Here is a 22,985-nt window from a genome sequence, read left to right on the forward strand (position 1 = left end):
ATGGTCATCATCCTGGGTTTGGGCAAAACCGGTCTCTCCTGCGTCGATTACTTCCTCGGCCGTGGCGTGACGCCCCTGGTGATGGACACCCGCCAGCATCCCCCCGGCCGCGACCAGCTGCCGGCCGGGGTCGAGCTGCGCGAGGGGCTGGATGAAGCCCTGCTCACCCAGGCACACCTCATCGTCGCGAGCCCGGGCATCGCCCTGGCGACCCCGGCGCTGAAAGCCGCCGCCGAGCGCGGCATCGACATCGTCGGTGACATAGAGCTGTTCGTGCGCGAGACCAGTACCCCCGTCATCGCCATCACAGGCTCCAACGGCAAGAGCACGGTCACCACGCTAGTGGGCGAGATGATCGCCGAGGCGGGCCTCAAGGTGGGGGTGGGCGGCAATATCGGCACCCCGGCCCTGAGCCTGCTCAAGCAGCCCATGGATCTCTGCGTGCTGGAGCTCTCCAGCTTCCAGCTCGAGACCACCCACAGCCTGCGCGCCGCCGCCTCCGTGGTACTCAATCTCAGTGAGGATCACATGGATCGCTATGCCGGCATGGCCGATTACCGCGCCGCCAAGCAGGAGATCCATCAGCACTCCCAGCACATCCTGGTGAACCGGGACGATGCCCTGACCCTGCCCGACGTGGGAGAACTTTGGAGCAGCTTCGGCCTCGACGGCAATGCCTATGGCCGTGGCGAGTTCGATGGCGAGCTCTGGTTGACCCTGCACGGCGAGCCGCTCCTCCCGGTGAGCGAGATGAAGATAGTCGGCGCCCACAATCAGGCCAATGCCCTGGCGGCCATGGCCCTGTGCGATGCGGTTGGCATCCCCCGTGAACCCCAGCTCGCCGTGCTGCGCCGCTTCGAGGGTCTGCCCCACCGTGCCCGCTTCGTGCGCGAAGTGAACGGGGTACGCTGGATCAACGACTCCAAGGCCACCAACGTGGGCGCGACCCTGGCCGCCGTGGCCGGGGTGCGTGAAGCCGTCAAGGGGCGTCTGCTGCTGCTGGCCGGTGGCCAGGGCAAGGGACAGGATTTCGGCCCCATCCAGGCGCTGCTCGGCCACCAGATCGATCACATGTACTGCTTCGGTCAGGATGCCGAGCGGCTGCTGGCCCTGGGCGAGCAGACCGAGCAGGTGGCGGACCTGGATGCCGCCGTCGCCAAGGCGGCGCTGGACGCCAGGCCTGGTGACTGGGTGCTGCTGGCCCCCGCCTGCGCCAGCCTGGATCAGTTCGCCTCCTTCGAAGCCCGCGGCGATCGCTTCACCGAACGAGTGATGGCCCTATGAACGCCCTGCGCGCGACCCTCGGCTTGCTGCAGCGGCTCCTGCTTCCCGCCAGGCCCGGTGCGCTCTACGATCGGCAGCTGGTGGTGCTGGCCCTCTCCCTGATGACGGTAGGGCTGGTGATCGTGGCCTCCGCCTCCATTCCGGAAGGGATCGCCCTGGCAGGGGATCCCTTCATGTTCGTCAAGCGTCACGGCATGTTCCTGGTGATGGCGCTGGGTATCTCCTGGTTCGTGCTGCAGGTGCCCATGGCCCGCTGGCAACACTACAACGGCCCCATGCTGCTGCTCGCCATCCTGATGCTGGTGCTGGTGCTGCTGGTGGGGCGCAGCGTCAACGGCTCGGTGCGCTGGTTGCCGCTCGGCCCCTTCAACCTGCAGCCGGCGGAGTTCGGCAAGCTGGCCCTGTTCGTCTACCTGGCGGGCTACCTGGTGCGGCGCCAGAGCGAGGTGCGCGAGCGCTTCATCGGCTTCATGAAGCCCATGGCGGTGCTGTTCGTAGTGGCCATCCTGCTGCTGGCCCAACCCGATCTGGGCTCGGTAATCGTGATGTTCGTCACCTCGCTCGGCATGCTGTTCCTGGCCGGGGCGCGCCTGGTGCAGTTCATCGGCCTCATCCTGGTGGGGATCAGCGCAGTGGTGACTCTGATCATCGCCGAACCCTACCGGATGCGGCGGGTCACCTCCTTCCTCGACCCCTGGGCCGATCCCTTCGGCAGCGGCTATCAGCTCACCCAGTCCCTGATGGCGTTCGGCCGCGGCAGCTGGCTGGGAGAGGGGCTCGGCAACTCGATCCAGAAGATGGAGTACCTGCCGGAGGCCCACACCGACTTCGTGTTCGCCATCCTGGGGGAAGAGCTGGGCTACCTCGGCGTGCTCGGCGCCCTCTTCCTCATCTTCGCCCTGGCGATCAAGGCCCTCAAACTGGGTCACCAGGCCCTGGTGGCCGACAAGCTCTACGAGGGTTACCTGGCCATCGGTATCGGCATCTGGTTCAGCTTTCAGACCTTCGTCAACGTCGGCGCCGCCAGCGGCATGATGCCCACCAAGGGGCTGACCCTGCCCCTGGTCAGCTATGGCGGCTCCAGTCTCATCATCATGACGGTGGCGGTGAGCATGTTGATCCGGATCGATTTCGAATTGCGTCAGGCCAGTGCCCAGGCGCGCGTGCGGGAGGTTGTGTGAGTAGCAAGACGTTGTTGGTAATGGCCGGTGGTACCGGGGGCCATGTGTTCCCCGGCTTGGCGGTGGCCGACAGGCTCAGGGCCCAGGGCTGGCGCATCCATTGGCTCGGTACCGCCGACCGGATGGAGGCCGAGCTGGTGCCGGCCCACGGCTACCCCATCTCCTTCATCGACATTCAGGGGGTGCGTGGCAATGGCCTCAAGCGACTGCTGGTGGCCCCCTATCGCATCGTCAAATCCATCCTGCAGGCCCGTCAGGTCTTGAAGACGATCAAGCCGGACGTGGTGCTCGGCATGGGGGGCTTCGCCTCCGGTCCCGGCGGGGTGGCGGCCTGGCTGTCTGGCATCCCCTTGCTGCTCCATGAGCAGAACGCCGCCGCCGGCATGACCAACAAGCTGCTGGCCCGCATCGCCAGTCGCGTCCTGATGGCCTTCCCGGGGGCCTTTGCACCGAGTCGTCGCACCGCCGTGGTGGGCAATCCGGTGCGGCCCGAGGTGGTCACCCTGCCGGATCCGGCCAGCCGCATCGGCACCCGGGCCGCGCCACTGCGCCTGCTCGTCATCGGGGGCAGCCTGGGGGCCCGGGTGCTCAACGAACAGGTGCCCGCCGCGGTCGCCGCCGCCGGCGTACCCATCGCGGTGCGTCACCAGACCGGCAAGGGCAACCGGGACGCCGTTGCCGCTGCCTATGCTGCCCTGGGTCAGGAGGCGGAGGTGAGCGACTTCATCAAGGAGATGGCCGATGCCTACGCCTGGGCCGATCTGGTGGTGTGCCGCGCCGGGGCCCTGACCGTCTCCGAGGTGGCCGCCGCCGGTGTGGCAGCCATCTTCGTGCCGCTGCCCCATGCGGTGGACGATCACCAGACCCGCAACGCCCTGACCCTGGTCGATGGCGGGGCGGCAGAGTTTCTGCCCCAGTCCGAGCTGAGCCCGTCGACCCTGGCGGCGCGTCTCGCCTGGCTGGCCGGACGCAGGGACATATTGTTGAACATGGCCAAGGCGGCGCGGCGCGTCGCCATCGTCGATGCCGCAGAGCGGGTTGCCGATGAGTGCAAGCGGCTCGCCACCGGTGACAAGGCATGCTGATCAAGACAGCACAGGCCAAGCCGTGCCGTCTTACCCCTCAATGTATTGAGGCCGCAGACCCCGTCGCAGATGCGCGCGGGACTGACGGCAGAGTAAAGAGAGAAATATGAACAAGGTTGAACTGGCAAAACTGCGTACCGTGATCCCCGAAATGCGCCGCGTGCGCCGCATCCACTTCATCGGCATAGGTGGCGCGGGCATGGGGGGCATTGCCGAGGTGCTGGCCAACGAGGGCTATCAGGTCTCCGGCTCGGATCTGGCCACCAACGGGGTGACCGAGCGGCTTGCCAGCCTGGGGGCCCAGATCTGCATCGGCCACAGCGCCGAGCATGTGGATGGCGCCAGCGTGGTGGTGGTCTCCACTGCCATCAGGGCCGACAACCCCGAACTGCTGGCCGCCCGGGAGCAGCGCATCCCCGTGGTGCGCCGCGCCGAGATGCTGGCGGAGCTGATGCGTTTTCGCCACGGCATCGCCATCGCCGGCACCCACGGCAAGACCACCACCACCAGTCTGGTGGCCAGCATCTATGCCGAAGCGGACCGGGATCCCACCTTCGTCATCGGCGGCCTGCTCAACAGCGCAGGCACCAATGCGCGCCTGGGCAGCAGCCGTTATCTGATCGCCGAGGCGGACGAGAGCGATGCCTCCTTCCTGCATCTGCAACCCATGGTCTCCATCGTGACCAACATCGAAGCGGATCACATGGACACCTATGGCGGCGACTTCTCCAGGCTGAAGGCCACCTTCATCGAGTTCCTCCACAACCTGCCTTTTTACGGCTTGGCCGTGGTATGTGTTGACGATCCCGTGATCCGTGGCATGCTGCCTGAGATCGCGCGCCCGACCCTGACCTACGGTCTGTGCGACGATGCCGACGTACAAGTGCTGGACTTCGTGCAGACCAGCAATCGCAGCCGCTTCCGGGTGCGTCGCAAAGAGGCCGGCGAGCTGACCGTCACCCTGAATCTGCCGGGTGTTCATAACGCCCTCAACGCCGCCGCCGCCATCGCGGTCGCGACCGAAGATGGCGTCAGCGATGAGGCCATCATCAATGCCCTGGCCAAGTTCGAAGGGGTGGGGCGCCGCTTCCAGCAATACGGCGAGTTCGAGACCGGGCGTGGCAAGGCCATGCTGGTGGACGACTATGGCCATCACCCGAGCGAGGTGAAGGTGACCATCAATGCCGCCCGTGCCGGTTGGCCGGACAAGCGGCTGGTGATGGTGTTCCAGCCCCACCGCTACAGCCGTACCCGGGATCTCTACGAAGATTTCGCCGACGTGCTCTCCAAGGTGGATGTGCTGGTGATGCTGGAGGTCTATGCCGCCGGCGAGGAGCCGATCCCCGGGGCCGATGGCCGCGCCCTGTGCCGCTCCATCCGCTCCCGTGGCAGCCTGGAGCCGGTGTTTGTCGCCACCCCGGAGGATGTGCCCGCCGTGCTCGCGGACCTCATCGGCGAGGGGGATCTGGTGCTGACCCAGGGGGCCGGCAACGTGGGCGCCCTGGCCCGCCGTCTGGGGGAGATGAAATTGAGCATAGAGAGCATGAAATCCGGCGCCTGAGGGCCTAATGAGTATTTTGACCGCCAAGCCGGGGCCTATATAATGGCGCACCCGGCCCGGCAGGCGGCCTGGCCGCGTTTTACGGGGATATAACGGGTGGAGGCAAGGGCACAAGGGCGCACCAAGGGTGGCTTCATCATAGGGGTCATGTTTTTCCTCCTGGTGATGATGGGGCTCTACCAGAGTGCGCTGGATGTTAAAGAGTGGCTGACAGATGCCAACCGGTTGCCCATCAGTGCCTTGCTGGTACAGGGGCAACACCAATATATCAAGGCGGAGGAGTTGCGCAGCGCCGTGCTCGATGGCGATGCGCCACGCAACTTCTTCGAGCTGGATGTGAATGAACTGCAGGAGCGCTTGACGGCCCTGCCCTGGGTAGCCCAAGTGTCGGTACGCAAGAAGTGGCCAGACAAGATCAAGGTCTACCTCACCGAGCAGGCGGTGGCGGCCCGCTGGAACGGCAACCGCTTCGTCAATGCCAAGGGGGAGGTGTTCAGCGCCCCCAACAGGGTGAAGAGCCCCTTGATGCAGCTGTCCGGTCCGGATGACCAGGCGGCCAAGGTACTGGAGACCAGCCGTCAGTTTGAGGCGCAGCTGGCAGAGCGTGGCTACCAGCTGGAGGCGGTCAATCTGACTCCCCGTTACGGCTGGGAGCTGACGCTGGATAACAATATTCAACTGTTTGTGGGGCGCTCGGATATGGCGCTCCGTCTGCAGCGATTTATCGATGTCTTCCCTGTCATCGAACCCCGTGAGCAAGTGGCTTATGTGGACCTTCGATACGACACCGGGATGGCGGTTGGCTGGAAGAAGAACGAAGAGAAAGCGCATGACCAAAACCGCAGATAGAAATCTGATTGTTGGGCTGGATATCGGCACTACCAAGGTGGCGGTTCTGGTGGGAGAAGTGCTGCCGGACGGTGAGCTGAATGTCATCGGCATGGGCAGCCATACCTCCCGTGGCATGGACAAGGGCGGGGTCAACGATCTGGATTCCGTGGTCAAGTCCCTGCGCCGTGCGGTGGAAGAGGCCGAGATGATGGCAGACTGCCAGATAAGCTCCGTCTATCTGGGGCTGTCCGGCAAGCACATCGATTGCCGCAACGAGACCGGCATGGTGCCCATCTCCGACGAGGAGGTGACCCAGGAGGACGTGGACAACGTCATCCATACCGCCAAGTCGGTGCGTCTGTCTGACGAACTGCGGGTGCTGCACGTGCTGCCCCAGGAGTTCGCCATCGACTATCAGGAGGGTATCAAGAACCCGGTCGGTCTGTCCGGGGTGCGGATGGCCGCCAAGGTGCACCTGATCACCTGCCACAACGACATGGCTCGCAACATCGAGAAATGTGTGGAGAAGGTGGGCTTGCGGGTGGATCAGCTGATCTTCTCGGCCCTGGCCTCCAGCTATGCGGTGCTGACCGAAGACGAGAAAGAGCTGGGTGTCTGCGTGGTGGACATAGGTGGCGGCACCATGGACATGTCGCTGTTTACCGGCGGTGCCCTGCGTCACACCAAGGTGATCCCGTACGCCGGCAGCACTGTCACCAGCGACATCGCCTACGCCTTCGGCACGCCGCCCCTGGACGCCGAGGCCATCAAGGTGCGTTACGGCTGCGCCCTCGGCCGTCTGGTGAGCAAGGAAGACAACATAGAGGTGCCCAGCGTCGGCGGACGCCCGGCCCGCAGTCTGCAACGGCAGACCCTGGCCGAGGTGATCGAACCCCGCTACACCGAGCTGCTCTCCATGATCAATGACGAGCTGGTGAAGGTGCAGAGTGAATTGAAACAGCAGGGGGTCAAGCATCAGCTGGCCGCCGGTGTAGTACTGACAGGCGGTGCTGCCCAGATCGAAGGCATAGTGGAGTGCGCAGAGCAGTTGTTCCAGTGCCAGGTCCGGGTCGGTGAACCCATGAATGTGCGCGGATTGAGCGATTACGTGCAGGCGCCAGTCTACTCGACCGCGGTCGGGTTGCTGCAATACGGCCGTACCCATCAATCCACAGGCAGTAGCAACGATTACACCGCCAAGGCAAGCGTCGGTGGGCTGGTCAAACGAGTCAGCAACTGGTTGCGCGGCGAGTTCTAAAAGATTTTGCTGAGTCAGGCAAATAAAGCGGAGAGACAACATGTTTGAATTTATGGATAGCCACACGGACGAAGCCGTCATCAAGGTGATTGGCGTGGGTGGCGGCGGTGGTAATGCCGTCGAACACATGGTTCGTCAAAACATCGAGGGTGTTGAGTTCATTACCGTCAACACCGACGCCCAGGCACTGCGCAACTCCAGTGCCAACACCACATTGCAGATCGGCGGTGGCATCACCAAGGGTCTGGGTGCCGGGGCCAACCCGGAAGTGGGTCGCGATGCCGCCATGGAAGACAGGGAAGCGCTGCGTGAGCTGCTGACCGGTTCAGACATGGTGTTCATCGCCGCCGGCATGGGTGGCGGTACAGGTACCGGCGCCGCCCCCATCGTGGCCGAGGTGGCCCGCGAGATGGGCATACTGACCGTTGCCGTCGTGACCAAGCCGTTCTCCTTCGAAGGGAAGAAGCGGATGGGCTTCGCCGCCCACGGTATCGAGGAGCTGTCCAAGAACGTCGACTCCCTGATCACCATCCCCAACGACAAGCTGCTGAAGGTGCTGGGTCGCGGCATCTCCCTGCTGGACGCCTTCAAGGCGGCCAACGACGTGCTGTTGGGCGCGGTGCAGGGCATTGCGGAGCTGATCACCCGTCCGGGCCTCATCAACGTCGACTTCGCGGACGTGCGTACCGTGATGCGCGAGATGGGCACCGCCATGATGGGGACGGGTTCCGCCTCCGGTGACGATCGCGCCGAGGAAGCGGCCGAGAAGGCCATCTCCAGCCCGCTGCTGGAAGACGTGGATCTGGCCGGTGCCCGTGGCATCCTGGTCAACATCACCGCCGGCATGGACATGACCATCGAAGAGTTCGAGACCGTGGGCAACGCGGTCAAGGCTTTCGCCTCCGAGAACGCCACCGTGGTGGTGGGTACTGTAATCGACCCGGAAATGCAGGACGAACTGCGGGTGACCGTGGTGGCGACCGGTATCGGTGCCGAGCGCAAGAGCGACATCACGCTGGTCAAGAACAACATGGTTCAAGAGCGTCCGGCCCGTCAGCCCCTGATCAGCGAAGCCCTGCAGTCTCGCGTGATGGAAGACGCCCCGGCCAAGGTGGTGAACGCCGAGCCGCAAGCTCGTCGCGAACCGGATTATCTGGATATTCCGGCTTTCCTGCGCAAGCAGGCAGACTAAGCCTCTAACGAGGCTGGTTTGTTTGTTGTTTAAGGAATGTGCTAAGATGGCCCGTCAACGACCATCTGGTCCGGAATTTAGCTGTGGATACGCCCATGATTAGACAAAGAACCTTGAAAACGAGTGTCCAGGCCACTGGTGTGGGCCTGCATTCGGGCCGGAAAGTCACGATGACGTTCCGTCCGGCACCTGTGAACACAGGGATCGTTTACTTGCGTACCGATCTGAATCCTGTGGTTGCGCTGCCAGCAAATGCCGACCAGGTGCGTGATACCGTACTCTGTACCGCTCTGGTCAATGAGGCCGGTGTGCGTGTCTCCACCATAGAGCACCTCTCCGCTGCTCTGGCCGGGATGGGGATCGACAACCTCTACGTCGAGGTTGATGCCCCCGAAATCCCGGTGATGGACGGCAGTGCACACCCCTTCATCTACCTGCTGCAGGAAGTCGGGATCCGTGAACAGAATGCGCCCAAGCAGTTTGTGCGGATCAAGCAGAGCATCCGGGTGGAAGACGGCGACAAGTGGGCGGAATTCCACCCCTATCGCAACGGCTTCAAAATGGATCTCGAGATCGACTTCCAGCATCCGGTGTTCGAAGGCCGCAACCAGCGTTGCGTACTGGACTTCTCCGGCGCCTCTTTCGTCAAGGAGATCAGCCGGGCCCGTACCTTCGGCTTCATGCGCGACATCGAGTACCTGCGTTCCCAGAACCTGGCCCTGGGCGGCAGCCTGGAAAACGCCGTGGTGCTGGATGACTATCGGGTGCTGAACGAAGATGGTCTGCGCTACGAAGACGAGTTCGTCAAACACAAGATGCTGGATGCCATTGGTGATCTGTACATGTGCAACCGCAGCATCATCGGCGAATTTCGCGCCTACAAGACGGGCCATGCCCTGAACAACAAGCTGCTGCGTGCCCTGCTGGCCCAGCAGGAGGCATGGGAACTGGTGACCTTCGAGGCGGAGGGCGACAAAGCGCCCATCGCTTACTACGACAACGGTCTGGTTCTGGCCTGATAGCTGTGCAACAGGACGTCGGTCTCCTCTCCGCGCCGACGTCCTGTCATTTGTTTATTCCATCCTTTAATACCGATTATCTCCCGGTTTTATTGCCCGTGCAGGCTGCTGGCCTCACCTGACCGAGAAGACAGATTTCTATGAGCATTACCCTGATCCTCAATGGCAAGCAGCGGCGCAAGCTGCACTTCCCCAAACAGCGTCTGGCCTGGGTCGGCGGTTTATTCTTTTCCACCCTGATGCTGGCAGGCGTGCTGCTGTGGCAGAGCTGGCACCAGAAGATGGCGGCCCTCGAGCTCGCCCTGGCCCAGGCCGAGCAGCAACAGGTGACCCAGACCACCGAACAGGCCCGCGAGCAACTCGCCATGCTGGCCGCCCAGGTGGGGACCATGCAGGGTCAGCTCGGCCGGCTCAATGCCCTCGGCGAGCGCCTGACCGAACAGGCGGATCTCGATCCGGACGAATTCAATTTCAAAGAGCTGCCTCCCATGGGCGGCCCCTCCTATGATGCCGATCTCGAAGTGAACCTGGATGAGCTGCAAAGCTCCATGGCCCACCTCAGCAAACAGCTCAGCAGCCGCGAAGAACAGCTGTCGGTACTTGAATCCTTCGTGCTCAATCACCATATCACTGACGCGGGCTTCATCTCCGGCTCGCCGGTGCAGCAGGAGCGGGTCTGGATCAGCTCTGGCTTTGGTGGCCGGGTCGATCCTTTCAACGGCCGCGCCAAGATGCACAAGGGTGTGGATTTTCGTGGCAAGCCGGGCACCCCCATACTGGCGACCGGCAAGGGGATCGTCAGCTGGGCTGGGCGCCACCCGGAATTTGGCAACATGGTCGAGGTCAATCACGGCAACGGCCTGGTGACCCGTTATGCCCACAACGCCAAGCTGCTGGTGGAGGTAGGCACCCTAGTCGATCAGGGCCAGAAGATAGCCCTGATGGGACGCACCGGTCGGGCGACCGGGGTCCATTTGCATTACGAAGTGTTGAAAGATGGTCGTCAGGTCAACCCCAGTCGATTTCTCAATGCCAGACGGGGTTAGGTTTTTTTCTCTCCAGTTCCAGTGACGGAACCTTATAACCAGAAATAGTTGGTACCCATGATTAGCACACTGCTTACCAAGATTATCGGCAGCCGGAACGACAGAACGCTCAAGGCTTTGCGCAAAATTGTAAAACAGATCAATGCGATGGAGCCTCAGTTCGAGGCGCTGTCCGATGCCGAGCTGCAGGCCAAGACGGCCGAATACCGTCAGCGCCTGGAGCAGGGTGAGACCCTGGAGCAGCTGTTGCCGGAAGCCTTCGCCACGGTGCGCGAGGCGTCTCGCCGGGTGTTCGGCATGCGTCACTTCGATGTCCAGCTGATCGGTGGCATGGTGCTCAACTCCAACCGCATCGCCGAGATGAAGACGGGTGAAGGCAAGACCCTCACCGCGACCCTGCCGGCCTACCTGAATGCCCTGACCGGTCGCGGCGTGCACGTGGTGACGGTGAACGACTATCTGGCCAAGCGTGATGCGGAGGCGAACCGCCCCCTGTTCACCTTCCTCGGCCTGACCGTGGACTGCAACGTGCCCGGCATGGATGCGTCCCAGAAGCGCGACGCCTATGCCGCCGACATCACCTACGGTACCAACAACGAATTCGGTTTCGACTACCTGCGCGACAACATGGCGTTCTCGCCCGAGCAGCGGGTGCAGCGCCCGCTCAACTACGCCCTGGTGGATGAGGTGGATTCCGTGCTCATCGATGAGGCGCGCACCCCGCTCATCATCTCCGGCCCGGCGGAAGACAGCTCCGCCATGTATATCCAGATCAACAAGCTGATCCCGCTGCTGGTCAAGCAGGACAAGGAAGATTCGGAAGAGTACACCGGCGACGGCCACTACACGGTGGACGAGAAGAACCGCCAGGCGCTGCTGACCGAGAACGGCCAGATCTTCGTGGAAGAGCTGCTCAAGAAGGAAGGGCTGCTGGCGGAAGAGGACTCCCTGTTCTCCGCCACCAACATCAGCCTGCTGCACCACGTCAACGCCGGTCTGCGGGCCCACACCCTGTTCGAGCGCAACGTCGACTACATCGTCCAGAAGGACGAGATCGTCATCGTCGACGAGCATACCGGCCGTACCATGCCGGGTCGTCGCTGGTCAGACGGCCTGCACCAGGCGGTCGAGGCGAAGGAAGGGGTCAAGATCCAGAACGAGAACCAAACCCTGGCCTCCATCACCTTCCAGAACTACTTCCGTCTGTACGACAAGCTGGCGGGCATGACGGGGACGGCGGATACCGAAGCCTTCGAATTCCAGCAGATCTATGGCCTGGATACCGTCGTCATTCCGACCAACCGTCCCATGGTGCGCAAGGACATGGGCGATCTGGTCTATCTGACGGCGCAAGAAAAGTATGCCGCCATCGTCGAAGACATCCGTGGTTGCGTCGAGCGCGGCCAGCCGGTGCTGGTAGGCACAGTCTCCATCGAGAACTCGGAGCTGCTGTCCGGCATCCTGACCAGGGAGAAGATCCCCCACAAGGTGCTGAACGCCAAGTTCCACGCCATGGAGGCGGAGATCGTCGCCCAGGCGGGCCAGACCGGCGCCGTCACCATCGCCACCAACATGGCCGGTCGGGGTACCGATATCGTGCTGGGGGGCAACTGGCAGGCGGAGATAGCCGCGCTGGAGTCTCCGAGCGAGGCACAGATCAACGAGATCAAGGCCGCCTGGAAGCTGCGTCATGACGCCGTGCTCGAGGCCGGTGGCCTACACATCATAGGCACCGAGCGTCACGAATCGCGCCGGATCGACAACCAGCTGCGCGGCCGCTCCGGCCGTCAGGGTGACCCGGGTTCCTCCCGTTTCTACCTCTCCATGGAAGATCAGCTGATGCGGATCTTCGCCTCCGACCGCGTCACCGGCATGATGAAGAAGCTGGGCATGGAAGAGGGCGAGGCCATCGAGCACCCCTGGGTGACCAAGGCTATCGAGAACGCCCAGCGCAAGGTGGAGGGTCGCAACTTCGACATCCGCAAGAATCTGCTGGAATTCGATGACGTGGCCAACGATCAGCGCAAGGTGGTCTACGAGCAGCGCAACGAACTGCTGGAGACCAACGACATCTCCGAGACCATCCGCATCATCCGCGACGACGTCTATGGCGCCGTCATCGACGAATATATCCCGCCCCAGTCCCTGGAAGAGATGTGGGACGTGCCGGGCCTGGAGACCCGCCTGGCCTCTGACTTTGGCCTGGTCCTGCCCATCCAGCAGTGGCTGGCGGCGGATGACAAGCTGTATGAAGAGAAGCTGCGCGAGCGCATCCTGGAAGAGGCGGCCAAGCTCTACGCCCGCAAGGAAGAGCTGGTCGGTTTCGAGGTGCTGCGCAACTTCGAGAAGGCGGTGATGCTGCAGACCCTGGATGGCCTGTGGAAGGAGCATCTGGCGGCCATGGATCACCTGCGTCAGGGCATCCATCTGCGCGGCTACGCCCAGAAGAACCCCAAGCAGGAGTACAAGCGCGAGTCCTTCGACTTGTTCACCCAGATGCTGGAAACCCTCAAGCGCGACGTGGTCAGCATCCTGAGCCGGGTCCAGGTGCAGGAGCGCGACGTGGAAGCCCTGGAAGAGCAGCAGCGCCAGCAGGCCGAAGCCGCTCCCCGCACCTACACCCATGCCAGCGCCGGGGATCCGCTGGCGGAGGAAGGGGCCGAGGAGGGGGATGCCAGGACCACCTTCGTGCGCGACGAGCAGAAGATAGGTCGCAACGACCCCTGCCCCTGTGGTTCGGGTAAAAAATACAAGCACTGTCACGGTCAGTTGACCTGACTGCGTTATGCTGATGAATGCACCGCCTCCGGGCGGTGCATTCATTTGAGGGTCATCAAGGAGGAGGGCTGAGGATGAGCAAGCTGCCGACGGGATGGGACGGGGAGGCGCAGGCCGACTGGCTGCGGGGCCATCGCCAGGAGGCGATCCAGCGGGTATTGGCACGGCTGAACGAGGAGCCGCTCAAACCGGTTCCCCTGCAACTGCAGTTTGCCTATTACCTCTTCCTGTCCGGGGATCCGACCTCGGCCGCCCAGGTGCTGGCCCTGGCCCATCAGGCCGCCCCCGACAACGACGAGGTGCTGCGCAATTTCTGTGTCTGCCTGTCGCGCTCGGGCCAGCATGAGAGGGCGGTGGCGCACCTGACCGAACTGGCGGCGCGTGAACCGGATGATTATCTGGTCCATGACGGGCTTTGCACCTCCCTTGCCAAGCTCGGACGCCATGAAGAGGCGGCGCAAGCGGGGACCCGTGCCCTGACACTCAAGGATGAGGCCGTCTCGCAGCCCGTCGCAGGGTGGGCGCTGCCGACAGAGGGGCCGGACGCCTGGCTGGCCGGGCAGGGCGACAAGCCCTTGGTCATCGCCTTCTCCCTGTGGGGCAGGCAGGCCCGTTACTTGCGGGGGGCGCTCGACAACGTGTTGGCCGCCCCCTACCTCTACCCCGGCTGGCGGCTGCGCTTCTACGTCGATGAGAGCGTGCCGGCGGAGCTGCTGAGTTGCCTGCAGGAGCAGGGCGCCGAGATCCGGGTGCAGCCCGATGGCCAGTCCCTGCGCCAGCGTCTGTGCTGGCGTTTTCAGGTGGCCAATGATCCCGGGGTTGGCCGCTTCCTGGTGCGGGACGTGGACTCGGTGCCGAGCGTGCGCGAGCGGGTCGCCGTCGATGGCTGGCTTGCATCGGGGCGCTGGTTTCATATCATGCGTGACTGGTGGAGCCACACCGATCTGGTGCTGGCGGGCATGTGGGGCGGGGTGGCCGGGGTATTGCCGCCCTTGGCGCCCCTGCTCGAGGCCTATCGCCCCGGCGTCATGGAGACGCCCAATATCGACCAGTGGTTCCTGCGGGACTGTCTGTGGCGCTATCTGCGCCAGAGCAGCCTGATCCAGGATCGCTGCTTCAGCCCCCCGGGGACCCAGCCATGGCCACTGCCCGCCCCGGAAGGGAGCGAGCATGTGGGTCAGGATATGTTCACGGCGCAGAGGGAGCGCCAGGCCCGGCGCCTGGCCCCCTGGATCGCCAGGTTGTCGTGCTTAGGTTGAGGATTGAGATGGAACAGAAGAAGCGGATATGGGTGGCGGTCGGCGTCATCGAGAACGAACGGGGTGACATCTTCATCGCCAGGCGCTCTTCGGATCGCCATCAGGGTGATCGCTGGGAGTTCCCGGGGGGCAAGGTCGAGGCGGGAGAGGATCTGCTGGCGGCCCTGGACAGGGAGCTGTGGGAGGAGATCGGCATCCGGGTCGAGGACTGCGCCCCCTTCATGGAGCTCCATCACGACTACCCGGAGAAGCAGGTGCTGCTGGATATCTGGAAGGTGACCCGCTTTCGCGGCGAACCGTTTGGCAAGGAGGGTCAGGAGTGCCGCTGGGTACCGCTGGCCGAACTGGCCCAGTACCAGTTCCCCGATGCCAACGGCCCCATAGTCGCGCGGCTGCAGGGCGCGGCGAGAGGGTGAAACAAAAAAGGGCCATGGGCCCTTTTTTGTGGTCGGCAGCGCTTAGCGCCACTCCTCTCCGGCATCCGGATCCGGCAGCAGATCCGGGTTGATCTCCCCCGGGATCCGCTTCTCTTCATCGGCCCACTCACCGAGATCGATCAGCTGGCAGCGCTTGCTGCAGAAGGGACGAAACGGGCTCTGGGGCCCCCATTCCACTTGGGTTTGACAGGTTGGGCAGTTGACCTTGGTGACCATGGGCTCCTCGGCGGGCAAAAGATGAAGGAGGGCAGGCGGGAGCCGGGCTCCCGCCTGCGGTTTAGCAGCAGGCGAGCTGGAAGGGCACATCGCCTATGGGCTGATCCTGGGTCGGCAGGAAGCGCAGGGCGAAGCGATTCTTGTGGCCGCTCAGGGTGGGGTAGCACCCCATGGCGTGGGGCAGGCGGATGCGGATCAGCTCTGCATTCTCGGCCGTGTCCTGGAAGAAACCGTTGCTGGCGACCCGATCGCTGAAGCTGGCCGCCTCGCGCCACAGCCGCAGCAGGAGGCCGATGGCGTTCATCAGCAGCTGGATGTCGCACAGCCATTGCTCCATCTGCTGGTGGCGCAGGGAGGGCGGCGTGGTCAGCCAGTGGTGCAGCTGGGGGACATCGAAGGCACACAAGCCGCCCGGGATGGAGAAGCGCTGGCGAATGGAGCTGAGCAGCTTGTCCTCCTTCAGGCGGGAGCCGGGGCGCGCCGCCCCCAGCAGCTGGCGTGAGAGCTGGCTGCTCTCCTGCTGCATCTGCCGGATCTGCTCCAGATCGACACCGGGCAGCTCCGCCCAGTGGCCGAGCCGCTGGCTCAACCGCTCGAGATCCTTGATGAGATCCGAGCGCAGGTCTCCCCGCTCGAGCAGTTCCTGCAGATCGAACAACCCCTTGAAGAAGGCGATATGAGACCAGGGATGTTCGCTGGTCAGATTGTCGTGGATCTGGTTGAACAGCGCTTCCAGACGTAGATAGGTCCGGCTTTTTTCGTTGAGAGGGAAATCGTAAATCATGCCTAATCCTGGCCAGCCATAAACCGGCCTAGTGTACTCACACTTGCCTGGCTTGTTGAGAGGCAAATGCCAGATATGTCTGGTGCAGGGCCAAAATTCGCGCCCGCAGCGCCTCGGGGGCGCCATCCCGGTTCTCTATGATGTCGTCGGCGGCGGCCAGGCGTGCCATTCGACTCGCCTGGGCGGCGACGATGGCCTTGGCCTGCTCGCGACTGACCCCGTCGCGCCGGCAGGTGCGGGTGATCTGGGTCTCTTCATCCACGTCGACCACCAGCACCCGATCGGCCATGGCGGTGAGGCGGTTCTCGACCAGCAGGGGCACCACCAGCAGGCAGTAGGGGGAGCGTGCCGCCGCGCACTGGCGCTGCATCTCCTGGCGAATGAGGGGATGGAGCAGGGCATTGAGCCAGCCCTTGGCGTCGGGGTCGCTGAAGACCCGTTCGCGCAGCCTGCGCCTGTCCAGGCGCCCCTCCTCGTCGAGCACACTCGCCCCGAAGTGCTGGCGGATGGCCGCCAGGGCCGGCATGCCGGGCTCCACCACCTCGCGGGCGATCACATCGGCATCGATGATCGTTATGCCCAGCTCGGCAAATTGGTTGGCGACCGTGGTCTTGCCACTGCCTATCCCGCCTGTGATGGCGACTACATACATGGGTTGGCGCGTCCTGTCGAAGTGGTCATGATGCTGGTTTGCCTGCCATTGTGCCCCAGGAAAGGGTCAGAGCACCATGCGCAGATACCAGGCGCCGATCTCGTTGCCCCAGAGCATCGCCACCCAGCCGGCGAGGGCGAGATAGGGGCCGAAGGGGATGGGGTTGCCGTGCTGCTGGCGGCGCAGGGCGATGAGGCCGAGCCCGACCAGGGCGCCGATCAGGGAGGAGAGCAGCAGGATGAGCGGCAAGGCTTGCCAGCCGAGCCAGGCCCCCAGGGCGGCTAGCAGCTTGAAGTCCCCGTAACCCATTCCCTCCTTGCCGGTCAGCAGCTTGAAGGCCCAATAGAGGCTCCATAGCACCAGGTAGCCAGCCATGGCGCCGATCACCGCATCGGCCAGGGGCACTCGTTGCCAGAGCAGATTGACCAGCAGACCGGCCCACAGCAGGGGCAGGGTGAGGGAGTCAGGCAGCAGCATCTTGTCCAGATCGATGAAGGTCAGGGCGATGAGGACCCAGGTCAGCAACAGGTAGGCCAGCAGCACGGGCTCGGCGGGCAGGCGGCTGGCCACCACCACGGAGAGCAGGGCGGTCAGCAGCTCCACCAGGGGATAGCGCGCCGAGATGGGGGCGGCGCAGTCGCGGCAACGCCCCCTGAGCCAGAGCCAGCTCAGCAGCGGGATATTTTCCAGGGCGCCGATGGCGTGGCCGCAGTGAGGGCAGCAGGAGCGGGGCACCATCAGGTTGTAGGGGGCCTGGGGGGTTGGCACTTTTTCCGGTTCGAAATAGCCCTGGTACTCTGCCTGCCAGTCTCGCTCCAGCATGATGGGCAGGCGGTGGATCACCACATTGAGGAAGCTGCCTATGGTCAGGGCAAACAGGAATATCAGAGTGAGGTAGAGCCAGGGCAGGGCGATCGCCAGTTCAGTCATGGGTTATATCGAGTCTCTAGTCAGGGAGGACCGAGTATATCATGGCAACCCGACCGACGAGGGGACCCCGTCGGTCTGGGTCAGTGTATGACGGAGCCCAGCTTGAAGATGGGCAGGTACATGGCCACCACCATGCCACCGACCAGTACCCCCAGCACCACCATGATGATGGGTTCGAGCAGGCTGGTGAGGCCGTCCACCAGGTCGTCCACCTCCTGCTCGAAGATGGTGGCCACCTTGGAGAGCATGTCGTCGATGGCGCCGGACTCCTCCCCTATCATCACCATCTGGACCACCATGTCGGGGAAGAGATCCACGGTGCGCATGGCGACGTTGATCTGCATGCCGGCCATCACCTCGTTGCGAATGGCCAGGATGGCGGTGCGATAGACATGGTTGCCCGAGGCCCCCGCCGCCGACACCAGGGCATCGACCAGGGGAATACCGGCGCTGAAGGTGGTGGAGAGGGTGCGGGCGAAGCGGGCCATGGCGGCCTTGTGCAGTATCATGCCGACCACGGGTATGGTGAGGATGAACTTGTCGGTGTTGTCGCGCACCTTCTGATAGCTGCGCCAGGCTCGGACATAGAGGAAGACGGCGAGGGCGATGCCCCCGAAGATGACATACCACCAATCCTGCATGAAACGGGAGATGGCGATGACGAACTGGGTGAAGATGGGCAGTTCGGCACCGAAACTCTTGAAGATCTCCTCGAACTGGGGGATGACGAACAGCAGCAGGATGGAGGTGACGATGATGGCCACCAGGATCACCATGGCGGGATAGAACATGGCCTTCTTGATCTTCGACTTGAGCGCCTCGGCCTTCTCCCGGTAGGTGGCGATGCGGTCATAGATGGTTTCGAGCGCCCCGGAATGCTCCCCCGCCTCCACCAGATCGCAATAGAGATCGTCGAAGTGCCTGGGGTGCTGGCGCAGGGCCTCCGACATGGGGGTGCCGGTCTCGACGTCGCTGGCTATCTGGCCCATCAGGTCGCGCATCGCGACTTTCTCGTGACTGCGGGCGATGATCTGCAGGCTCTGCACCAGGGGGACGCCGGCGCTCAGCATGGTGGCGAGCTGGCGGCTCACCACGGCGATGTCCATGGGTTTGATCCTGGCCCCGCCCTTGGAGAAGAGGCCGCTGCTCTTCTTGCTGATCCGCGAGACGTTGACCCCCTGCTTGCGCAGTTCGGCCTTGACCATGCTGACGTGCTCGGCCTGGAGCTCTCCCGAGATCTCCTTGCCTTTGCGATTGACCCCTTTCCAGCGGAAGGTATGCACCTTGGCGGGGACATTGCGCTTCTTCGATAGGGTAGCCATCCTTGCATCCTTGCAATGAGGGCCGCCAGCGTGGCGGCGTGATGGGTCAGTTGGTGGTGATCCGGTTGATCTCGCTCAGGCTGGTGACGCCGAGGCGGGCCTTCTCCAGGCCCGATACCCGCAGGGGGCGCATCCCCTCCTCCTGGGCGATGGCGGCGATCTGCAACGAGTTCGCCCCCTGCATGATGAGTCTGGCAATGTTTTCCGACATCAGCAGGATTTCATAGATGCCGACTCGCCCCTTGTATCCCCCGGTACACTCCTTGCAGCCCTTGGGCTTGAACAGGCGGATCCCGGCGGCGACCTGCTGGACGCTGAACCCCAGGGTGAACAGCTCGGCCTCGGGGATGACCTCGGGCTCCTTGCAGTGATCGCACAGCTTGCGGGCGAGACGCTGGGCCATGATGAGGGTCACCGAGGAGGCGATATTGAATGCGGGCACTCCCATGTTCATCATCCGGGTCAGGGTCTCGGCCGCCGAGTTGGTGTGCAGGGTGGAGAGCACCAGGTGGCCGGTCTGGGCCGCCTTGATGGCGATCTCGGCGGTCTCCAGATCCCGGATCTCCCCCACCATGACGATGTCCGGATCCTGGCGCAGGAAGGAGCGCAGGGCGCTGGCGAAGGTGAGCCCCGCCTTGGGGTTGACCTGCACCTGATTGACGCCGGGCAGGTTGATCTCCACCGGATCCTCCGCGGTGGAGATGTTGACCTCCAGGGTGTTGAGGATGTTGAGACCGGTATAGAGAGAGACCGTCTTGCCCGACCCCGTGGGGCCGGTCACCAGTATCATGCCCTGGGGCTTGCCAAGGGCGGTCAGGTATTGCTGCTTCTGGGCCTCATCGAAGCCGAGCTGATCGATGTTGAGGCGCGCCGCCGAGGAGTCCAGCAGGCGGATGACCACCTTCTCGCCCCACATGGTGGGCAGGGTGTTGACCCGCATGTCCATGGATCGGTTGCGCGACAGCTTGAGCTTGATGCGGCCATCCTGGGGCAGGCGCCGCTCGGCGATATCGAGTCTGGCCATCACCTTGAGGCGGGCGGCGAAGCGATTGGCCAGCGTGACCGGCGGGGTGGCGGCCTCGTGCAAGATGCCGTCGATGCGAAAGCGGATGCGGTACTTGAACTCATAGGGCTCGAAGTGCAGATCCGATGCACCCCGTCGGATGGCATCCATCAGTATCTTGTTGATGTATTTGACGATGGGGGCGTCGTCGTCGGTATTGACGTTCTCGTCGAGGCGACTGGTCTCGTCGGCCACCTCGAGGGCCGAGATCTCGGCCTCGTCGATGTCATCCATGCCCAGGGCATCGTGCTCGCTCTCCAGCAGCTTGGCGATGGCCTGGCTCAGCTTGTCCTCTTCGACCAGCAGGGCCTCGGTGTGCAGGCCGAAGCTGAAGCCAAAATCCTCCAGCGCCGCCACATTGGTGGGGTCGGACATGGCGATGTAGAGGGTGTGGCCCTGGGTGTAGATGGGCAGCACATGGTGCTTCTCGATCAGCTTCTGATTGAGGTATTTCTGCGGGATCTCGGCCAGATCGAAGGCGGCAAGGTCCAGCAGAGGTACCCCATACTCCAGCTCGCAGAACTCGGCCAGCGCCTTGCTGGCGAGGATCTGGTTCTCGATAAGATAGGTGACCAGGGACTTGCGCTGGGCGCGGGCCTGGCTCAGGTAGTGGTGTGAGTCGGACTCACTGATCAGGGAGGAAGCGGCCAGGCTCAGGGCCAGGCCGCTATGGGGGCTAGAGGTCATCGATTAGCATTTGCCATCTGTTTTACAAGATCCAGATATTGCCCATAATACTTGCTGACCTGAAGCTACTCCGCCGGAGGTAATCAACGAGTAAGTTGAGCCATCCAGGGCTGTTGTTGCTTGCGCTGTTATTGTTATTTCTGTGCCATCAGTTGAAACGCTCGCACTTGCAAAATTGGCGGTAACTGCTGACGCTCCACTGATAGCCGCATTACCTGCAGCTGAACAATCATCAGTAATAGTACCGGTGTCCGTGTAGCCTTGTACGCACACCTCAACGGCCGTTTTTGCTGGCCCGACCGCAGCGATCACCTCGGAGAATTTGGCGCGCTTGGTATAGCTCTGATACGCCGGCAGGGCGATGGCGGCGAGAATGGCGACGATGGCCACGACTATCATCAGTTCGATCAGGGTAAAGCCGGTTTGCTTTCTCATCTTCAATATCCTTATTTCAAATGGGTCCTGATAACGTTGGCGGTGACCTCACCGCTGTTGGCAGCTTAGCCGAGCCATCGCACTTGGCAACAACGCAATTCAGTTTAGTTGACGAGTCTCAACATAGTGATGCAAACGGATATAAATCAGGAGGTTAGCAGTCTCCTTTGGTTCCCTTTCATCCTGTCGGCTAGCCAGGTCGCTCCTTTTACCATGGGTGGGCCTTGCCTAAAGAAAAGGCCCCAATGGCATCTTTTGCAAGTCGCCCGTCATCGGGGGAGAGAGGGGGCGAGGAGGAGATGACGCTATGCGCGGGGGCGAGGCGAGTGGCTGATGGGAAAAGAGGGGTGATGGCCGGGGGCACGGCTGCCGGCTGACGGGAAAAGAGGAGTGATGGTCGGGGGCACGGCTGCCGGCTGACGGGAAAAGAGAAGTGATGGCCGTGGCAGGGTTGCCGGCTGATGGGAGGAGAGGGGGCCTGGGTGTGCGGGCCTCATCCCGGCGATATGGCGTGTCGGGTGAGGCCGCGTCAGGCCGGGAGAGGGCTCAGATAAAGCGCATGGAGAGATCCAGCGCCCGGACATGCTTGGTCAGGGCGCCGACCGAGATGTAGTCCACCCCGGTGGCGGCGAACTCGGCCAGGGTGGCCAGGGTCACATTGCCGGAGACCTCCAGCCTGGCCCGGCGCTCGCCGCGACCGGCATTCAAGGCCACCGCCTCGCCCATCATGGGCACATCGAAGTTGTCCAGCATGATGATGTCGGCGCCCGCATCGAGAGCCTGAGCCAGCTCGGCCAGGGATTCGACTTCGACCTCGACCGGTTTGCCCGGGTTGAGGCGGCGGGCCTCGCCGACCGCTTGCACAATGCCGCCACAGGCCAGGATATGATTCTCCTTGATGAGGTAGGCGTCATACAGGCCGATACGGTGGTTCTTGCCGCCGCCGCAGGTGACCGCGTATTTCTGGGCATCCCGCAGGCCGGGCAGGGTCTTGCGGGTGTCGAGCAGGCGGCAGTGGGTGCCGGCCAGCTCTGCCACATAGCGGGCGGTGAGGGTGGCGACGCCGCTGAGGGTCTGCACGAAATTGAGGGCATTGCGCTCGCCGGTCAGCAGCACACGGGCCGGGCCATGGAGGCGGAACAGCTCCTGATCGGGGGAGAGCGGGTCTCCATCTTGCACCTTCCACTCCACCTTCACCTCGCCACCGAGCTGGGCGAACACCTCATCCACCCAGGCCTTGCCGCAGAAAACCCCGGCTTCCCGGGTGATGACGCGGGCGCTGGCCTGGCGATCCGCCGGGATCAGTTGGGCCGTGATGTCGGCGCTGGCATCCGGCTGGTTCTGGGCGGTCAGCGCGCCCCCCAAATCTTCGAGTAACGCGGCGCGCACGGCGCGACTGATGTCCTGTTGTAACATGCCTTTATTCCTGCAAGGGTCGGAGAAGCAACTGCCTGTCTCTCTGGGTCAGCTCCAGCCGGCCGAGGGCATTCATCCCGACCAGGATCTCATCGCCGGTGGCGGCTGGGTTGATGTAGACGGCCAGATCGTACAAGGTCAGCGGACCCATCGCCAGGGTTTCTATCCGGCCATTGCCGACCAGGATGGCGCCGGCGGCGGTATTGACCCGGCTCTGGCCCAGGGCCTGGATCCCCAGTCGCGTCGCTACATCCGCCGGGATGGTGACGCGAGTGGCCCCCGTGTCCAGCAGCAGTTGCACCGGTTGGCCGTTGATGGCACCCTCCAGACGATAATGGCCGCTGGCATCCATCGGCAGCCGCAGTTCGCCGCTGGCGGTCACTCCGGGTTGCGACTTGTCATGAAAATAGAGGGTCAGCAGCCCCATCAGGGAGAGCCAGGCCAGCAGCCAGAACCAGCGGGCCAGCGCGGGGGCGGCCATTAGGTGTTCCCCTCTATCCGGGGCGTCGGGAGTCTGGGGCCGGCTGAGCCGCTTCGAGGGACGGTAAC

Annotated in this window: 21 protein-coding genes; 12 read left to right on the forward strand and 9 right to left on the reverse strand. The window is 63.4% G+C overall.

What is annotated here, in order from left to right; genetic code table 11:
• The 12 genes from murD (at nucleotide 1) to mutT (ending at nucleotide 14,910) form a co-directional block, all read left to right on the forward strand.
• A complete protein-coding gene (gene murD, locus ACW5W4_RS01815; protein WP_456688196.1) occupies nucleotides 1–1,284 on the forward strand; it encodes a UDP-N-acetylmuramoyl-L-alanine--D-glutamate ligase in 1,284 nt (427 codons plus the stop codon).
• Nucleotides 1,281–2,465 (forward strand): cell division protein FtsW, encoded by a 1,185-nt coding sequence (gene ftsW, locus ACW5W4_RS01820; RefSeq protein ID WP_456688197.1) that lies wholly within the window; start codon nucleotides 1,281–1,283, stop codon nucleotides 2,463–2,465. Before murD ends, ftsW begins: the two co-directional genes overlap by 4 nt.
• The gene (murG, locus tag ACW5W4_RS01825) at nucleotides 2,462–3,550 is read left to right on the forward strand and encodes an undecaprenyldiphospho-muramoylpentapeptide beta-N-acetylglucosaminyltransferase (protein WP_456688198.1); all 1,089 of its coding nucleotides are present in this window, start codon (nucleotides 2,462–2,464) and stop codon (nucleotides 3,548–3,550) included. Before ftsW ends, murG begins: the two co-directional genes overlap by 4 nt.
• A 106-nt stretch (nucleotides 3,551–3,656) precedes the next feature.
• On the forward strand, nucleotides 3,657–5,111 hold the full coding sequence (gene murC, locus ACW5W4_RS01830; RefSeq protein ID WP_456688199.1) for a UDP-N-acetylmuramate--L-alanine ligase: 1,455 nt from the start codon (nucleotides 3,657–3,659) through the stop codon (nucleotides 5,109–5,111).
• Nucleotides 5,112–5,207: 96 nt separating this feature from the next.
• Nucleotides 5,208–5,960: a cell division protein FtsQ/DivIB gene (locus tag ACW5W4_RS01835; protein ID WP_427261031.1), complete on the forward strand. Its 753-nt coding sequence runs from the start codon at nucleotides 5,208–5,210 to the stop codon at nucleotides 5,958–5,960.
• Nucleotides 5,941–7,200 (forward strand): cell division protein FtsA, encoded by a 1,260-nt coding sequence (gene ftsA / locus ACW5W4_RS01840; RefSeq protein WP_042001690.1) that lies wholly within the window; start codon nucleotides 5,941–5,943, stop codon nucleotides 7,198–7,200. Before ACW5W4_RS01835 ends, ftsA begins: the two co-directional genes overlap by 20 nt.
• 40 nt (nucleotides 7,201–7,240) lie before the next feature.
• On the forward strand, nucleotides 7,241–8,392 hold the full coding sequence (ftsZ, locus tag ACW5W4_RS01845; RefSeq protein ID WP_456688200.1) for a cell division protein FtsZ: 1,152 nt from the start codon (nucleotides 7,241–7,243) through the stop codon (nucleotides 8,390–8,392).
• A 95-nt stretch (nucleotides 8,393–8,487) separates the two neighbouring features.
• Nucleotides 8,488–9,411 carry a UDP-3-O-acyl-N-acetylglucosamine deacetylase gene (lpxC, locus tag ACW5W4_RS01850; protein WP_408793882.1) on the forward strand — a complete coding sequence of 308 codons (924 nt, stop codon included), beginning with the start codon at nucleotides 8,488–8,490 and terminating at the stop codon, nucleotides 9,409–9,411.
• A 140-nt stretch (nucleotides 9,412–9,551) separates the two neighbouring features.
• Nucleotides 9,552–10,457, forward strand: a complete 906-nt coding sequence (locus ACW5W4_RS01855) for a M23 family metallopeptidase (RefSeq protein WP_427261029.1) — start codon at nucleotides 9,552–9,554, stop codon at nucleotides 10,455–10,457.
• A gap of 57 nt (nucleotides 10,458–10,514) precedes the next feature.
• Nucleotides 10,515–13,235 (forward strand): preprotein translocase subunit SecA, encoded by a 2,721-nt coding sequence (secA, locus tag ACW5W4_RS01860; protein WP_456688201.1) that lies wholly within the window; start codon nucleotides 10,515–10,517, stop codon nucleotides 13,233–13,235.
• A 74-nt stretch (nucleotides 13,236–13,309) separates the two neighbouring features.
• Complete coding sequence (locus tag ACW5W4_RS01865) at nucleotides 13,310–14,494, forward strand: tetratricopeptide repeat protein (protein ID WP_456688202.1); 1,185 nt, start codon at nucleotides 13,310–13,312, stop codon at nucleotides 14,492–14,494.
• 8 nt (nucleotides 14,495–14,502) lie between these two features.
• Complete coding sequence (gene mutT / locus ACW5W4_RS01870) at nucleotides 14,503–14,910, forward strand: 8-oxo-dGTP diphosphatase MutT (RefSeq protein ID WP_456688203.1); 408 nt, start codon at nucleotides 14,503–14,505, stop codon at nucleotides 14,908–14,910.
• Between the two features lie 42 nt (nucleotides 14,911–14,952).
• Here the strand turns inward: mutT and yacG are convergent, their stop codons facing one another.
• The 9 genes from yacG to ACW5W4_RS01915 form a co-directional block, all read right to left on the reverse strand.
• A complete protein-coding gene (gene yacG, locus ACW5W4_RS01875; RefSeq protein WP_042001707.1) occupies nucleotides 14,953–15,147 on the reverse strand; it encodes a DNA gyrase inhibitor YacG in 195 nt (64 codons plus the stop codon).
• 61 nt (nucleotides 15,148–15,208) lie between these two features.
• Complete coding sequence (zapD, locus tag ACW5W4_RS01880; protein ID WP_408793886.1) at nucleotides 15,209–15,931, reverse strand: cell division protein ZapD; 723 nt, start codon at nucleotides 15,929–15,931, stop codon at nucleotides 15,209–15,211.
• Nucleotides 15,932–15,968: 37 nt separating this feature from the next.
• Nucleotides 15,969–16,583 (reverse strand): dephospho-CoA kinase, encoded by a 615-nt coding sequence (gene coaE, locus ACW5W4_RS01885; RefSeq protein WP_456688204.1) that lies wholly within the window; start codon nucleotides 16,581–16,583, stop codon nucleotides 15,969–15,971.
• Nucleotides 16,584–16,649: 66 nt separating this feature from the next.
• Nucleotides 16,650–17,513: a prepilin peptidase gene (locus ACW5W4_RS01890; protein ID WP_456688205.1), complete on the reverse strand. Its 864-nt coding sequence runs from the start codon at nucleotides 17,511–17,513 to the stop codon at nucleotides 16,650–16,652.
• An 80-nt stretch (nucleotides 17,514–17,593) separates the two neighbouring features.
• On the reverse strand, nucleotides 17,594–18,835 hold the full coding sequence (locus ACW5W4_RS01895) for a type II secretion system F family protein (protein WP_456688206.1): 1,242 nt from the start codon (nucleotides 18,833–18,835) through the stop codon (nucleotides 17,594–17,596).
• A gap of 46 nt (nucleotides 18,836–18,881) precedes the next feature.
• Nucleotides 18,882–20,585 (reverse strand): PilB family type IVa pilus assembly ATPase TapB, encoded by a 1,704-nt coding sequence (gene tapB, locus ACW5W4_RS01900; RefSeq protein ID WP_456688207.1) that lies wholly within the window; start codon nucleotides 20,583–20,585, stop codon nucleotides 18,882–18,884.
• 3 nt (nucleotides 20,586–20,588) lie between these two features.
• Nucleotides 20,589–21,020 (reverse strand): pilin, encoded by a 432-nt coding sequence (locus ACW5W4_RS01905; RefSeq protein WP_456688208.1) that lies wholly within the window; start codon nucleotides 21,018–21,020, stop codon nucleotides 20,589–20,591.
• A 546-nt stretch (nucleotides 21,021–21,566) separates the two neighbouring features.
• Nucleotides 21,567–22,436, reverse strand: coding sequence for a carboxylating nicotinate-nucleotide diphosphorylase (nadC, locus tag ACW5W4_RS01910; protein WP_456688209.1), 870 nt, complete (start codon nucleotides 22,434–22,436; stop codon nucleotides 21,567–21,569).
• 4 nt (nucleotides 22,437–22,440) lie between these two features.
• On the reverse strand, nucleotides 22,441–22,917 hold the full coding sequence (locus ACW5W4_RS01915; protein WP_456688210.1) for a retropepsin-like aspartic protease family protein: 477 nt from the start codon (nucleotides 22,915–22,917) through the stop codon (nucleotides 22,441–22,443).
• Nucleotides 22,918–22,985 lie beyond the last annotated feature (68 nt).

Source organism: Aeromonas crassostreae, assembly GCF_054052445.1.

Bases quoted from the DNA above. Each gene is read 5' to 3' on its own strand.
- murD (WP_456688196.1), top strand. From the start codon at position 1: ATGGTCATCATCCTGGGTTTGGGCAAAACCGGTCTCTCCTGCGTCGAT.
- ftsW (WP_456688197.1), top strand. From the start codon at position 1,281: ATGAACGCCCTGCGCGCGACCCTCGGCTTGCTGCAGCGGCTCCTGCTT.
- murC (WP_456688199.1), top strand. From the start codon at position 3,657: ATGAACAAGGTTGAACTGGCAAAACTGCGTACCGTGATCCCCGAAATG.
- ftsA (WP_042001690.1), top strand. From the start codon at position 5,941: ATGACCAAAACCGCAGATAGAAATCTGATTGTTGGGCTGGATATCGGC.
- ftsZ (WP_456688200.1), top strand. From the start codon at position 7,241: ATGTTTGAATTTATGGATAGCCACACGGACGAAGCCGTCATCAAGGTG.
- lpxC (WP_408793882.1), top strand. From the start codon at position 8,488: ATGATTAGACAAAGAACCTTGAAAACGAGTGTCCAGGCCACTGGTGTG.
- ACW5W4_RS01855 (WP_427261029.1), top strand. From the start codon at position 9,552: ATGAGCATTACCCTGATCCTCAATGGCAAGCAGCGGCGCAAGCTGCAC.
- secA (WP_456688201.1), top strand. From the start codon at position 10,515: ATGATTAGCACACTGCTTACCAAGATTATCGGCAGCCGGAACGACAGA.
- ACW5W4_RS01865 (WP_456688202.1), top strand. From the start codon at position 13,310: ATGAGCAAGCTGCCGACGGGATGGGACGGGGAGGCGCAGGCCGACTGG.
- mutT (WP_456688203.1), top strand. From the start codon at position 14,503: ATGGAACAGAAGAAGCGGATATGGGTGGCGGTCGGCGTCATCGAGAAC.
- yacG (WP_042001707.1), bottom strand. From the start codon at position 15,147: ATGGTCACCAAGGTCAACTGCCCAACCTGTCAAACCCAAGTGGAATGG.
- zapD (WP_408793886.1), bottom strand. From the start codon at position 15,931: ATGATTTACGATTTCCCTCTCAACGAAAAAAGCCGGACCTATCTACGT.
- coaE (WP_456688204.1), bottom strand. From the start codon at position 16,583: ATGTATGTAGTCGCCATCACAGGCGGGATAGGCAGTGGCAAGACCACG.
- ACW5W4_RS01890 (WP_456688205.1), bottom strand. From the start codon at position 17,513: ATGACTGAACTGGCGATCGCCCTGCCCTGGCTCTACCTCACTCTGATA.
- ACW5W4_RS01895 (WP_456688206.1), bottom strand. From the start codon at position 18,835: ATGGCTACCCTATCGAAGAAGCGCAATGTCCCCGCCAAGGTGCATACC.
- tapB (WP_456688207.1), bottom strand. From the start codon at position 20,585: ATGACCTCTAGCCCCCATAGCGGCCTGGCCCTGAGCCTGGCCGCTTCC.
- ACW5W4_RS01905 (WP_456688208.1), bottom strand. From the start codon at position 21,020: ATGAGAAAGCAAACCGGCTTTACCCTGATCGAACTGATGATAGTCGTG.
- nadC (WP_456688209.1), bottom strand. From the start codon at position 22,436: ATGTTACAACAGGACATCAGTCGCGCCGTGCGCGCCGCGTTACTCGAA.
- ACW5W4_RS01915 (WP_456688210.1), bottom strand. From the start codon at position 22,917: ATGGCCGCCCCCGCGCTGGCCCGCTGGTTCTGGCTGCTGGCCTGGCTC.